This is a genomic window from Candidatus Neomarinimicrobiota bacterium (assembly GCA_034716895.1).
In the GTDB taxonomy this organism is placed as follows: Bacteria; Fidelibacterota; UBA8477; order UBA8477; family JABMPR01; genus JABMPR01.
Genome location: JAYEKW010000103.1, coordinates 24,367 through 39,167 on the forward strand (window position 1 = coordinate 24,367; position 14,801 = coordinate 39,167).

General features: G+C 44.3%; 11 protein-coding genes. 2 read left to right on the plus strand and 9 right to left on the minus strand.

What is annotated here, in order from left to right; all coding sequences use genetic code 11:
* Nucleotides 1–32 precede the first annotated feature (32 nt).
* The gene (locus U9Q77_06450; protein ID MEA3286998.1) at nucleotides 33–311 is read left to right on the plus strand and encodes a hypothetical protein; all 279 of its coding nucleotides are present in this window, start codon (nucleotides 33–35) and stop codon (nucleotides 309–311) included.
* A gap of 18 nt (nucleotides 312–329) precedes the next feature.
* Here U9Q77_06450 and nusB read toward each other — a convergent pair whose 3' ends face one another.
* The 7 genes from nusB to U9Q77_06485 form a co-directional block, all read right to left on the minus strand.
* Entirely contained in the window at nucleotides 330–758 is a 429-nt protein-coding gene (gene nusB, locus U9Q77_06455) for a transcription antitermination factor NusB (protein MEA3286999.1), read from the minus strand.
* Nucleotides 759–778: 20 nt separating this feature from the next.
* Nucleotides 779–1,873, minus strand: a complete 1,095-nt coding sequence (locus tag U9Q77_06460; GenBank protein MEA3287000.1) for a Glu/Leu/Phe/Val dehydrogenase — start codon at nucleotides 1,871–1,873, stop codon at nucleotides 779–781.
* A 203-nt stretch (nucleotides 1,874–2,076) separates the two neighbouring features.
* Nucleotides 2,077–3,219 carry an acyl-CoA dehydrogenase gene (locus tag U9Q77_06465; protein MEA3287001.1) on the minus strand — a complete coding sequence of 381 codons (1,143 nt, stop codon included), beginning with the start codon at nucleotides 3,217–3,219 and terminating at the stop codon, nucleotides 2,077–2,079.
* Between the two features lie 92 nt (nucleotides 3,220–3,311).
* A complete protein-coding gene (locus U9Q77_06470; protein MEA3287002.1) occupies nucleotides 3,312–4,163 on the minus strand; it encodes a 3-hydroxybutyryl-CoA dehydrogenase in 852 nt (283 codons plus the stop codon).
* A gap of 9 nt (nucleotides 4,164–4,172) precedes the next feature.
* The gene (locus U9Q77_06475; protein MEA3287003.1) at nucleotides 4,173–5,369 is read right to left on the minus strand and encodes a thiolase family protein; all 1,197 of its coding nucleotides are present in this window, start codon (nucleotides 5,367–5,369) and stop codon (nucleotides 4,173–4,175) included.
* Between the two features lie 143 nt (nucleotides 5,370–5,512).
* Nucleotides 5,513–6,508 carry a PhoH family protein gene (locus U9Q77_06480; GenBank protein ID MEA3287004.1) on the minus strand — a complete coding sequence of 332 codons (996 nt, stop codon included), beginning with the start codon at nucleotides 6,506–6,508 and terminating at the stop codon, nucleotides 5,513–5,515.
* Nucleotides 6,509–6,589: 81 nt separating this feature from the next.
* Complete coding sequence (locus tag U9Q77_06485; protein ID MEA3287005.1) at nucleotides 6,590–9,631, minus strand: two-component regulator propeller domain-containing protein; 3,042 nt, start codon at nucleotides 9,629–9,631, stop codon at nucleotides 6,590–6,592.
* A gap of 351 nt (nucleotides 9,632–9,982) precedes the next feature.
* On the opposite strand from U9Q77_06485, the gene U9Q77_06490 reads away from it, so the two are divergent.
* Nucleotides 9,983–12,532 (plus strand): FlgD immunoglobulin-like domain containing protein, encoded by a 2,550-nt coding sequence (locus tag U9Q77_06490; GenBank protein ID MEA3287006.1) that lies wholly within the window; start codon nucleotides 9,983–9,985, stop codon nucleotides 12,530–12,532.
* A gap of 212 nt (nucleotides 12,533–12,744) precedes the next feature.
* Here U9Q77_06490 and yegQ read toward each other — a convergent pair whose 3' ends face one another.
* Together yegQ and U9Q77_06500 are read right to left on the minus strand one after the other, a co-directional pair.
* Entirely contained in the window at nucleotides 12,745–14,055 is a 1,311-nt protein-coding gene (gene yegQ / locus U9Q77_06495; protein ID MEA3287007.1) for a tRNA 5-hydroxyuridine modification protein YegQ, read from the minus strand.
* A gap of 149 nt (nucleotides 14,056–14,204) precedes the next feature.
* Nucleotides 14,205–14,396: a hypothetical protein gene (locus U9Q77_06500; protein ID MEA3287008.1), complete on the minus strand. Its 192-nt coding sequence runs from the start codon at nucleotides 14,394–14,396 to the stop codon at nucleotides 14,205–14,207.
* Between the last annotated feature and the right edge of the window lie 405 nt (nucleotides 14,397–14,801).

Genomic DNA, 14,801 nt, shown 5'->3' on the forward strand with positions numbered 1-14,801 from the left:
TTGACCTGCGGTTGCAGTGGTAGATAACGGTTTTGTCCAGGAGCCCATTCACGGGTGAGCTTGCTGCTGTTCTGGATGGTTTCACCATCACCAATGGGAGTGGAACCCTGAATGATGAGGGCCACCGTATGGGTGGTGGAATTGCCTGCCGGTTCGGCTCAAATTCAACCAGCATCAATTCAATCTTCCGGGATAACTATCCCACAGAAATCGGGTTTTACAGATCCACCACTTCCAACCATGTCTCGATTCACTATTCAGATATCGCTGGTGGCGAGCCAGGTGTGGTGACCAATGGAAACGGAACGTGACCTGGGCACGCTCCACCGTTAGATCATTGAGATCTTTCCATCAGCCAGGGCATCATTCAGGATGGCATCCAGAATGCCATTCACAAAACTACTGCTCTCGTCAGTGCTGAAGACCTTGGCAATTTCGATTGCTTCAGAGATGGATACTTTTGGCGGGATATCTTTAAAATAAAAGAATTCCGTGAGAGCCATCCTCAAGATCAACCGATCAATGAGCGCGATACGGGTCAAATCCCAATTTCTGGACTTACTCGCGATCAGCTCATCATATTCCTGACGATGAGCCATAATACCGTTCACCAGCTCCCGGGCAAACTTGAGCAGATCCTCTGTGAGATCCGCGTTATCTGCTAACAGGTTAAAAGTTTGATCCAAATTATCATCCTGGATCTCATGAGCATATGAAACCTGCACAACAAATTCCCGGGCTCTGCGTCGTTCTTGCATGAATTATGGCCTGATCCTTTCTATAACTTCGAAAACAGACGAGTACCGGAGCGGTGCATCTGCTTCAGACGACCGATCTTACGAATACGCTCTTCTGCCAGATTATCTGCTGCATCCATGGTGGGAATACCTTCATCTTCTGATCGCTTAAATATCTGCTGTAAAATCTCGTATATGTGATTTACGCGACTATAAGAACGTTTTTCATTGTAGCCTTCAAATTCACCATAAACATTGATGACACCACCAGCGTTGATGGCATAATCAGGAGCATAGAGAACACCACGGTCCAACAGAATCTTTCCGTGTTTGTCATAATCAGACAAAATATTGTTAGCCGCTCCAGCGATCACCTGACATTTCAGACGATCAATGGTTTCATCATTCACGATCGAACCCAGGGCACAAGGTGCAAAAATATCCATATCCACATCATAGATTTCATCTGGAGCTACAGCAGTTACATTTTTAATCTTCAACATCTCTTTGATGCGATCTTCTTTAATATCGGTGACAATGATTTTGGCACCGGCTTTTGACAAATGTTCTACCAGATAGATACCAACATGACCAAGTCCTTGAACAGCAATGGTTTTTCCTTCTAGACTATCCGAGCCATATGCTTTGTTAGCTGAGGATTTGATCCCAACATAAGTACCATAAGCTGTAAATGGTGAAGGATCTCCTGAACCACCAAGCTCAGGACTGAGACCAGCGACATAATCGGTTTCTTCGTGAACCCATTCCATCATCCGGGGGGTGGTATTTACATCTTCAGCGGTCACATAGCGGCCACCAAGACTATCAACAATGCGACCAAAGGCTCGGAATGTAGCTTCATTCCCAACATCCCGGACACGTCCAAGGATCACTGATTTGCCACCGCCAAGATTCAAGCCGGCCAAGGCCGATTTGTAGGTCATTCCTTCCGAAAGACGCAGTACATCTCTTACAGCATCCTGTTCATTCTCATAATTCCAGACCCGGCAACCACCCAGGGCTGGGCCTAAGCTGGTATTGTGAACCGCAATAATCGCTTTTAAACCGGTTTCATCATCCTGACCAAATAGTACCTGTTCGTGGTGATTCAATTCTGGTGCATCAAAAAATCCCATTATGTTCTCCTTTAATTTTTATCCTATTTAACTGGAAGCAGTTAGGCGCACGACTCCAGCCATCGACACATATCCAATTAAGCCCTTCGAGAGCACTTCGATGAAACTCAGTAACCACCTTAGGGAAACGAATCTCGCTGAGGCTCTCGGAGCATAACTCCTTCCGACTATTCTTATTTAAATCCACGCGGGCTGAATATTCATTAATCTGCTAAAAGATGCCTGCTAATGACCAAACGTTGAATCTCGTTGGTTCCTTCATAGATCTGAGTGATCTTGGCATCACGCATCATACGCTCAACCTCAAATTCACGTATATAGCCATATCCCCCGTGAATCTGAACGGCTTCTGTAGCAACATACATGGCAGTGTCGCCGGCAAAAACTTTAGCCATAGAGGCTTTCTCACCGATATTCTTACCCTTGTCTTTTAACCAGGCTGCCCGATAGACCAGCATACGACTGGCATCAACCCGAGTCGCCATATCGGCCAATTTGAATCCGATACCCTGAAACATCCCGATGGGCTTACCAAACTGTTGACGCTCCTTGGCATACTGAATGGAACGATCCAACGCTCCCTGGGCGATTCCCAATGCCTGAGCAGCAATGCCGATCCGGCCGACATCCAAAGTGGCCATGGCAATCTTGAAGCCCATCCCCTCTTCACCGATCAGGTTCTCTGCCGACACTCGGCAATTTTCGAAAATCAACTCGCTGGTGTCAGATCCCCGGATACCCAGCTTGTCCTCTTTTTTCCCGGTGGTAAAGCCAGGCAATCCTTTTTCAACAACAAAGGCTGAGATGCCACGATGCCCGGCTGCTTTATCAGTTTTTGCAAAAACAATGACAACATCTGAACTAATACCACTGGTAACCCAATTTTTAACACCATTGAGAATATAGGAATCTCCGTCTTTGGTGGCCGTGGTCAACATAGCTTTGGCATCAGACCCTGACTGGGGTTCACTCAGGGAATACGCACCCAGCTTTTCACCACTAGAGGTCAATGGCAAATATTTCTTTTTCAGGAATTCCGATCCGAATTTGATCAAGGGATTAGAAAACAAGGAATTGTTCACTGACAAAATTACGCAGGTCGAAGCATCAACCCGGGCGATCTCTTCCAGAGCAATTACGTGACTGACTGCATCCATTTCAGTGCCACCATAAACTTCTGGAACTTGCATTCCAAGAAAGCCCAATTCACCCAGTTTCTTGATGATCTCTGTGGGAAATTCTGCTTTCTCATCCCGCTCCATGACCCCTGGTTTGATCTCAGCTTCAGCGAAATCCCGAATGGTCTCCTGGACCATCTTCTGTTCTTCAGTTAATTCAAAATTCATATTTTACCTTTTGTCATAATTCAAATATTAACTACAACGCCTGACTAGTTAGAGACGCGATGCATCGCGTCTCTACAATGATCATATTTTTTTTAATGATAGTCGTAAAAACCTTTACCTGATTTACGACCCAGTTCATCGGCTGCCACCATCCGTTTCAAAAGAGGACAAGGCCGATATTTGGGGTCTCCCAAGCCAGTGTGTAACACCTCTAGTATCGAGAGGCAAACATCCAAGCCGATCAGGTCTGCTAAAGCCAGGGGACCCATGGGGTGCGCCAGACCCAGATGCATGATCTCATCAATAGCTTCTTTGGTTGCGACCCCTTCCATCAGGGCAAAAACCGCCTCATTGATCATGGGCATGATGATCCGGTTGGCGACAAACCCGGGATAGTCGTTGGCTTCTACCGGTACCTTGGCCAGAGCTTTGGCAAGTTCAACCGTGGTGGCCACTGTTTCATCACTACAGGCATGTCCCCGGATGATCTCCACCAGTTTCATTATGGGCACTGGATTCATGAAGTGCATCCCGATCACCTTATCCGGTCGCTTGGTCTGGGCAGCAACCTCAGTAAGGGAGATTGACGATGTATTCGAGCTTAGGATCACCTCAGGATTCACAATGGCATCCAGATCCCTAAAAAGTTGAAACTTAATTTCCCTGTTCTCGGTGGCTGCTTCAACTACAAAATCGCTAGCTGCCAGATCCTTGAGTTCTGTAGTAGTACTGATCCGCGCCAGGACAGCCTCCTTGTCAGCCTCTGTGATCCGTTCTTTTTTAACCTGTCGATCCAGGTTTTTAGTGATGGTCGCAAGTCCCCTGTCCAGAAATTCCTGTTTGATATCAACCAGGATCACATCATAGCCGGATTGAGCAAAGACGTGGGCAATCCCATTACCCATGGTTCCGGAACCGATCACACCAACTTTTTTTATATCCATCATAACCCCCTATAGTCGTTCAACAATAATGGCTGAAGCTTCGCCGCCACCAATACAAAGTGATGCAAGACCAAAATGAGCTTCCCGGGCTTCCATGGCATGCAGCAATGTGGTAAGAATACGAGCACCAGAGGCTCCAATGGGATGCCCCAACGAAACAGCTCCACCATTGACATTCACTTTGGTATGTGGAATATTCAATTCATCCATGGCTACCATCGTGACTACTGAGAACGCCTCATTGATCTCAAATAAATCGATCTCACCCAGGGTCATCCCGGCCTTTTTAAGTACACTGGTTATGGCTTTGACCGGTGCAGTCGTAAACCATTCCGGTGCCTGGGCTGCTGAGGCCTGGGCAACCACACGAGCCATGGGTTTTAAACCCCGGCGTTCAGCCTCACCTTCACGCATGAGGATCAAAGCGGCGGCACCATCATTGATCTTGGAGGCATTGGCAGCAGTAATGGTTCCGTCTTTGGCAAAAGCCGGACGCAGCTTGACCATTTTCTCAAAATTTCCCCGACCGGGTTCTTCATCAGTATCAAAGAGTATGGGGTCACCTTTACGTTGTGGAATCTCTACCGGAGCGATCTCATTGTCAAAAGCACCTGTTTTCTGGGCTTTTTGAGCACGCAGGTAACTTTCCTTGGCAAAGGCATCCTGAGCTTCCCGGCTGTAATCATATTCTGTAGCACACAATTCTCCGCTGACACCCATGTGAATATCATCATAAGCATTTAGCAAACCATCTCTGAGAACTCCATCGATCATTTTTCCATGACCCAGTCGCTGACCAGCTCGGGCACCCGGTAAATAATACGGGACATTAGACATACTCTCCATACCGCCAGCTACAACAACATTTGCATCGCCTACCTGGATGGCTTGGGAGGCCAGCATGACAGCCTTCATGCCTGAACCACAGACCTTGTTGATGGTCATACATTCAGTAGAATTTGGGAGACCTGCGTACAGTGCAGCCTGACGAGCTGGGGCTTGCCCTTCACCTGCAGTTATAACATTTCCCATGATGACTTCATCTACGTCCTCTGGCAAAACTTGACCAGCTTCAAGGGCAGCTACAATAGCGCTGGCACCTAATTTTGTCGCAGGAATAGCAGCTAAACCACCCTGGAAAGCTCCTACTGGAGTACGTTTTGCACTGATAATAGCAACTTTTCGAATGGCTCTGACTCTACTCATGATAATTCCTTATTTATTTTCTTAATCCTGGGACTGACCAAACCCGTGTGCTGCGTGGCAAAATAGATCTTAAACCAATCTTTTAGTCATCATATTTAATTGCCACTTATCCAAGGACAAAAATCGTTCCAAACCAAACCTCCTTATTGGGAGGGCGTTTCAGTGCAATCGCTATTTTTTTCGTTGGACTGATCATAGGCCGCAATGATGCGTTTGACCAGTTTATGTCTTACAATATCGTTCTCATCGAATTCAACGAAAGAAATACCCTCGACACCTCTCAGAATTTTCACCACCTGTAATAGACCGGATTCTTCATGTCTTGGCAGATCGATCTGGGTAGGATCTCCGGTTATGATGATCTTGGAATTCACACCCATTCTGGTCAGGAACATTTTCATTTGCATGGTCGTGGTATTTTGAGCTTCATCCAGAATGATAAACGCATTATCCAGGGTGCGTCCTCGCATATAGGCCAGCGGGACGATCTCAATAGTCTTTTGATCCATGAGAATATGCACTTTATCATGGGGCATCATATCGAATAGGGCATCATATAACGGTGCCAGATATGGATCGACCTTCTCACGCAGATCTCCGGGAAGAAAACCGAGGCGCTCACCAGCCTCTACAGCAGGACGCGTTAGAATGATCTTCTTGACCTCGCGATTCTTGAGAGCTGAAACGGCAAAAGCAACCGCCATATAGGTTTTTCCCGTACCGGCAGGTCCCAGGCCAAAAACCATATCACTGCTTACTGCTGCAGCAAAGTAACGTTCCTGTCCAGGAGTCCGTGGTTTAATCACTTCAGAACGGGTAAAAAGGACTACTGAATCAAGACCGGTTTCACCCAGTGATGATTGGCCACTTTGACTAAGCTGAATAATGGTCAACACATCATCTTTATCGAGAGATTTCTTTCGATTCAGAACTGCCATCATTTCCAGGACAATTGTTTCAACTAGCTCAAGCTTAACCTGATCACCGCGTACAATGAGTTCATCACCACGGACATAGAGTGAAACTTCCAGCTGATTTTCGATTAATTTTAGGTTGTTATCGTTTGCGCCGAGTAATTCAACGGGGTTAACCTCCCGGATTGGCAGGCGTTTTTCAGAGTTAGATTTAGCAATTGTCAAACCCATAAGGCGGGCTGAGATTAATTTGTAAAGTAGTGTTTTCCAAACAAAATATGGTTGAGATTTGAAGGCCTCCCAGAATTAAAACTCAGCAAAATAGTGACTCAAATTTACTTTTTGGGTTAAGCCTATTTTTTTACGAATGCGGTGACGGTAAATTTCAACAGTATTCAGCTGAACATTTAAAAGGTTAGCAATTTCTTTTGATGAAAGGTTTAGACGGAGCAGAGCACAAACTTTGACCTCCCGTTGAGAAAGTTCACTGTGGTTTTGTCGCAGATTTTCAAAAAAATCAGGATGCACTTCCGTAAACCACTTCTCAAATTCATCCCAGTCCTGATCAGATATGAATAAATTTTTAAAATATCTGACAACTCCATTAAAGCGTTTGCGCATCTCATTGGCATCCATCTTTTGGATATCCTTGAGTTCTTTAAACAGGTTGTTCATGATTTCCTGTTTTTCGGTGGCACAAATTGATTTGCTCACCAGTTCTCGCTTTAAATGATCAACCTTCAGCTGCATTTTTTCAGTTTCAACTTTTTGACGTTCTTCAATTTCAACTTTTAACTCAGCCGTTCGCTCCTTAACCAGTTTCTGCAGTTTTCTTTTCTCGGCCTCCACCCGCTTGATTCGGAGACGAACATAGACAAAGACCATCAAAATTAATATCAGAGATGTCAATAATCTGAACCACCAGGTTTCCCAGAAGGGTGGCAGAACCGTAATGGCCAGGGACACTCCTGCCTCATTCCATAAACCATCATTGTTGCTGGCTTTCACATGGAAAACATAATCCCCCGGCTCCAAACTGGTGTAAGTGATATCATTATCGGAGCCAGCTTGAATCCAATCCTCATTAAAATTATCAAGCTTATAAGCATAACGATTGCGTTGGGGATCAGAAAAATCAAGGGCAGCGTAGGTAAAGGAGATTGTTTTATCCTGGTGTCCTATTGTAATGGCTTGAGTTTCGGTGATTGAGCGAGTTAAAATTCTGCGACCATCTGACATTTCCCCAATAGGAACATCCACATAATTAATCTTAAAATCAGTAATGACAACTGGTGGAATATGGGGATTGTTTAGAATAGAATCGGGATGAAAGCGATTAAAGCCGTTAGCACCCCCGAAATACATAAATCCCTTTTTATCCCTTAAGCTGGAGCCATACAAAAATTCATTACCCTGAAGTCCATCATCCCTGGTATAACGATTAAGAAAACCTTTCTCAGGATCAGCTTTCATCAATCCATCATTGGTAGACAACCAAAGAAATCCATGATCATCTTCCTGAATACTATAGATAATGATATCTGTATTTTCAAAACCTAGATCCAATATTGAAAATTGTTTACGGGTAGGGTCAAGCTTATTGAGACCACCCCCTCGTGTTCCAATCCAGAGATTGTTATGGGTGTCTTCATAAAGTGCCAGAACACTATTACTCCCTGGACTATTACTATTATTTGGTGAGTGTTTATATGCTGTAAAACTCTCGGTTTCTGGATCATAGCGATTCAGTCCCCCCTGAGTAGTACCTATCCAAAGAACACTGTCCTGATCCTCCAGTAGGGCCATTATGCAATTTCCACTTATACTGGAGCTGTCACCTGGGTCATGTTGATAAATACTAAAATTATTTGCTTCTCGATTAAATCTGTTGAGCCCATTATCTTGGGTGCCAACCCAGATGGTACCTTTACTGCTCTCAAGAAGAGCATGGACCGAATGTCCGCTTAGACTGTTGGGTCTTTTGCTATTATGATATAGATGCAGGCGCTGTCCACTTTGAGGATCAACTTGTGAAAGGCCAGCGACAGCAGTTCCAATCCAGACCATACCAAATTGATCAATCATAACTTGCATGGCATAAGTCATACTCCAGACACCCCGTTTGCTATCATCCGACTGGTAATATCTGAAATCCCCTGATACAGGATCATATCTATTCGTTCCTCCTGGCAGGGTCGTAAACCAGATGTCACCCGTTTCATCTTCGTCAAAAGAGTAAACACCATTACCGCTAGGTCCCTGTGTATTGCCAGACTCGTGATTGAATTGCTCAAACCGGATTTGATTGGGTTTATAAATGCTAATCCCTTTAGACTCAGAGCCGGCCCACACCAACCCCTGCTTATCAATAAAAACAGAAAGAATGATCTTGTCATTAATACTTGTGGGGTTGGTATCATCATTTCGATGATAAGTAAATTGTTCTGTGAGTGGATCAAAAACAGTTACTCCACCAACAGTAGCCATCCAGAGTTTACCCGTTTGATCCTGAGATATTGAAAATATATAATCTGTGCTGATCCGGTCAGGGTAATTAGCGGGGTCATAATGATTCACGGTCCCATCGTTCAAATTAAATTTTGTCAAGCCATAGGTAAATCTAGATACCCAGACATAATCATGCTCCCTATCCTTTAGAATGGATTCTATCACTCTGGCACTTGAATTAGAAGGCCAGAATTCTTCATTCTTGATATTGGTAAACTGGTGTGATTGTCGATCAAATGCGGCTACAGATCCATTACCCATACCTATTAGTAATGTACCTGGGGATATTTCAGATATAGCTGAGACATGGTTTGCAGGGAGGCTGGCATCATCACCCTCGATGTGGTAATACCGAGTAAACCTCTGGCGATCACTATTAAAACGATTCAAACCATTCTGGGTGCCGATCCATAGCATTTGGTCAGAATCTTCGAAGAGACAGGTGACCTGGTTGCTACTTAAGCTACTGGTATCTGAGCGATCATGACTAAAATTATTAAAGCGCTCGGTATCCCTATTGTATTTTGCTAGTCCACCATTCTCAGTGCCGACCCATAGGATGGTTTCATGATCTTCTAGAAGTGTCAGAACCCTGTAACCAGGCAAGCTGGTTGAATCTATGGGATCATGATTAAAATATTTGAATTGATAACCATCATAGCGATTTAAGCCAAAGCGGGTTCCAAACCACATAAAGCCCTTGGAATCTTCATAGATAGCATGAACTGCACCTTGGGAGAGCCCATCTTCGACGGTGAGATGGTCAAATTTTAGAGGGTTTTCCTGAGTGTAGCAAGTGATAGATATAACTAGCAAAAGTAATAAACGATATAAAAACAAAGAGAACCCCCTTAGTTGTTACCCTGATGATAAACTTAATTGCTATCCCTCAATATATGACAATATCTATAAAATAAAACTGTGGGGAGTAAAGGTGAGAATGGTGGGATACAATAATTTAGTGTTGGTGATGGTTGTGAAAGGGCGTATCGCGATACGCCATACCTCGGCATGACAATGGTCTTTCCTGGATGAGCTCACCCATATTCTAATCTTCCACAATTCGCACGTTGTACGGGTTTTGTAAAGGTGACAAAATCAGCTCCTGATTGTAAAATACCAGCGAATCACAATCAACCCGGTGTCGTCAGAAGTTGTTTCTGCATAGATACCAAATAGGAGGAGAGTCACATGAGAGTACTGCCAACGATTCAGGTTTTGGGAACACTAATGCTAGGGATGATGCTTCCCTTAATGGTGTTCGGAACCATTCAGGAACAAATCGATGCAGCGGTAGAGGGGGAGATTGTTCTGGTCTATCCTGGCACCTATGTGGAGAACATTAACTTCAATGGTAAAAACATCACGCTTCGATCAACCAATGGACCTGAAGCAACAATTATCGATGGAAATGGGAATGGGAGTACAGTGACCTTTGCTTCAGGTGAAACAAGTGCCGTTTTAAATGGATTCACTATTACGAATGGTAGCGGAACACTTAATGATAGTGGTCATCGTGTCGGGGGTGGCATAGCCTGTCGATACAATTCAACTCCAACGTTAATGAACCTCATCATCGAGGGCAATAATGCTGTCGGTGATTCAGCAATGGGTGGTGGGATTTTATGTTCCATGGGATCAGATGCCCACATTCAAGATGTCATCATTCGCAACAATGAAGCGGATTACTCCGGTGGTTTTTGTGCTTATGAAGCAAGTCCTAGCCTACAACGAGTAGATGTCTATGGCAACCATGGTCGAGTAACTGGTGGAGGTCTCACCTTCTGGACTTCAGCATCACGGGTTAGTGAGGTACAGGTGTATGATAATACCGCTTTCTATTCTGCTGCAGGTATCTGGGTTCATAGTCTTGGCACACCTGTTTTTAATCAGATCACGGTAACCGGCAATGCCTGCACTTATTCAAATACATCATACATTACGGCTGGCGGAATGGGTGTTAGTGGTGGATCCGCCCCCACGCTCATTAATTCGATTCTATGGGATAATTATCCCAATGAAATTGAGTTCTACGCTTTAATGGCGGCAAATCAGGCAGGTATCTACTTTTCAGATATCGAAGGGGGTGAAGCAGCCATTGAGATCAATGAAAATGGGACTGTCACTTGGGGCTTGGGAAATATTGATCTTAATCCAGAATTTAGAAATACTGACATTGGAGATTTCATACTGGAAGATGGTTCCCCCTGTATCGATGCAGGAATATCTCTATTGGTTGTAGATGGCGATACGCTAATTGATATGACTATTCCTGAATTTTGGGGAGCAAATCCTGATATGGGTGTTTGTGAATCTCCAAGACCAATCATGGTCCTTAGAGTTCCAAGAACATTCTCTGGCATTCAAGCAGCCATTGATTATGCAATTGATGGTGATACAATTCTGGTGGCAGCAGGTACCTACTATGAAAATATCAATTACTTGGGTAAGGATGTTGTGGTGATGTCAGAATCTGGACCTGAGTTAACCATCATTGATGGTTCGCTGGATGATACTGCTACTGTGCTTATCGTGAATGGAGAAAGTCGCTCAGCCGTCCTGGATGGATTCACAATCCAGAATGGCAGTGGCTTTGATAAATATGGAGAAGCATCAAATGAACGTTATGGTGGTGGGGTATGTGTACGCTTTGTATCCAGTGCAACCTTAAAACATCTCATCGTCACCAACAATTCTGTCCCTAACGGTCCAGAACCATCAGCTGGAGGTGGCATCGCTGTAGCTTTTGCATCAGATCTATTATTAGAAGATATTCTTATACACAACAACACGGCAAAACATGGCGGCGGATTTTTCTCATATCACGCTTTTCCAGAATTAAAAAATGTGACCTTTCGAGATAATCATGCTGCGGGCTGTGGTGGAGCCGCAGGGTTTGAAACAAGTACGCCCACAATTAACCATATTCTCGTGTACAATAACATTGCGAACGAAGGGGGTGGTGGACTCTTCTTCCTCGAGCAATCCGAAGCTGTCCTAAATCAAGTTACTATCTACGGGAATGATGGTGTCCTGGGAGGTGGTGGAATACTGGGAATTGATGATAACGATGTGTATTTAATTAATTCTATCTGCTGGGGCAATACACCCGATCAGATTGAATCATATATATACGGGTACCCATATTACTGGACAGCGAGTCATTTTGGCATAGCATTTTCTAATGTACAGGGTGGTACTTCTCAGGTGGATTTACAGACAGGTGGATTATTGTTTTATGAAAATAACCATGTCCTTGATCCTCTATTCACAGATGTAATTGGGGGAGATTTTTCTTTAACTGAAAGCTCCCCTTGTGTAGATACTGGAACCGCTTTTTATGTTTGGGAAAATGATACGTTGATAGATCTTTCATCAGATGATTACCTGGGTACAGCACCAGATATGGGGGCTTATGAATATGATGAAACGGTTAGCATCGCCAGCTTGCCTGCTGTGCCCCTCCACTATGCGCTTCATCAAAATTACCCCAACCCCTTTAACCCGACAACGACCATTCGTTACGATCTACCAGAAGCATCTGACGTAGAGCTGTTTATCTATGATGTCCGGGGTCGTTTAGTCAATACCCTTACAACTGAACACCGACCTTCTGGAGCATATCAAGCGCAGTGGAACGGGATTAATCAGACTGGTAATCCAGTGAGCACAGGTGTGTATTTTTGTCGTCTGGAAGCTGGATCATATAATAAAACCATCAAAATGCTTTTCTTGAAATAGACTTGATGGTGGGGAGTAAAGTGTAATGACAAGGATTAAGAATGGGTTAATCCTAAGTACCATCTTAATCATTGCACTGCTGTTGCCCTATACTTGCGTATTGGGACAAAGCCCAAAATGATGCAGAAAATTGGTATCTCTCCAGGTTGGGAATTTGGTTTGTTTCAGACCGGGAATCGTCGATGTCACCAGGCCGGGATTTGAATCCCGGCCTAGGGGAGTTTTTTGCGCATTACCGTAAAATCACCAGGATTATGATCAAAGGGGATATATCCCAGACCGGTTCCTCCATGAACAACCTCAACGGGACGTTTTTTGTTATTAAATAACTCATCGATTATGATATCTACAGTTTTGTCAGGAGAAATAATTTCGATGGAGTCCCCCACCCTGATCTGATTCTTAATTTCGAATTCCAGGAGCTGTGTACCAGCATTCCAACCCGTCACTAGACCGGCATTCTGATGGGTGAAATCCTGAGACGAAGGATCTACATAGTTTTGGCCGTACTCCTGGGGGTTTTTAGTGTAGAATCCAGAAATGTAACCCCGGTGAGCGATTCCGATAAGATCCTCTAAATTTTTCGAGTCGAATGGCTTACCTGTCTGCATATCATCTATGGCTTTACGATAGGATCGAGCCACCATGGCAGCGTAATAGACTGATTTTGTGCGGCCCTCTACCTTATAGCTCACGATTCCAGCATCACGCATTTTCTGCAACAATTCGATGGAGCATAAATCCTTGGCATTCATCATATAGGTGCCGTGTTCATCTTCCAGCATATTGAAATACTGTCCGGGACGTTTGGGTTCTTCCAGAAAGAATCCATCACCAGGAGATTGATACTTTTCGGGCTGGATGATCTCTTCACTTTCCAATTCGAGTAAACTCGGCGTCTTTTGGCCAAAATTATAACCCCAGCGGCAGGAATTGGTACAAGTCCCCTGGTTGGCATCCATGTTATTCATATAATTGGTAATGAGACATCGGCCTGAGTAAGCAATGCATATTGCACCGTGAACAAAGGCTTCCAATTCAACATCCGGGACTTTTTTATGAATCTCTGTAATCTCTTTCAGGCTGAGTTCCCGGGAGAGGATGATCCTGGAAGCCCCCTGATCTCTCCAGAAGGCGGCACTGGCCCAGTTGGTACAATTAGCCTGGGTTGAGAGATGAATATCTAGATCGGGGAATTCTTTATGAGCCAGGTGGATCAATCCCGGATCAGCCATGATCACAGCATCTGGTTCATACTGGAGCATACGTTCCAACTCAGCCATGAACCCTTTGATCTTGGCGTTATGAGTGTAAATGTTCATGGTGAGGTAAATTTGCTTGCCCAGGTCATGGGTATAGGCAATGGCTTCTACCAGCGATTCCTTGCGGAAATCATTTTCCCTGGTCCGCAGGGAGTAACGGGGAACACCAGCATATACTGCATCTGCACCATAAGCAAAAGCATATTTGAGTTTATCAAAATTACCTGCTGGCAGTAGTAGTTCGGCAGTTGTTTTACTCATGGTCTTAGTCCAATCTGAATTATTAATCACATCTAACATGTTCAGTTTAAACTGATACTCATCTGATTGCACGAATTTTCTCCCCTCTAGGGGAGATGTCACGACCAGCGGGAGTGACAGAGGGGTTGCTTGGCAGATCACAAACTATCTTATTTATGGCTCATCGTCAGAATGCGTACCTCAGAGTTAATTGGATTGTCAGGAAGTTTCCATCTTTTACTCAGATCCAGATTCCCTGAAGGGGAATAATCAGAATAGCCACGGGTGTAACCCGTGGTAAATGAACCACAATAATTGCAACCCCGGAGGGGTTGAACAATACTAAAGCAAATTTTTTTCATCAAATTTTACCCAGCATATTTCATAAAGAAATGCACCTTTTGTACGCCCTCATGAAATATGCGTGCTTTCTCATGTTCTATTGAAACCAGTTTAGTCGCAACGGAGTTGCTCCGGAAACTGGTTGGTATGGTGACTGGCCTGCTTTTTAACGTATTCAATTAAATCATCCTTTGTAGAGAATATGATCTGATACAATATGTGGGTGTCACGGTTGACAGGGTTAAACTCCTTCAGAGTTTGTTCTGTTTCTTGATTCTAGGTACTACGGGTTGCACCCGTAGCTATTCATATTTAATCCATTTCGACAAAGCTCAATGCACCGCCTTCGGGATATTTCTTTAGCAGATAAATCAGGTCTCATTCACCATTTTGACGCTTCTTCCTATGACCCCAGGTACGCATTT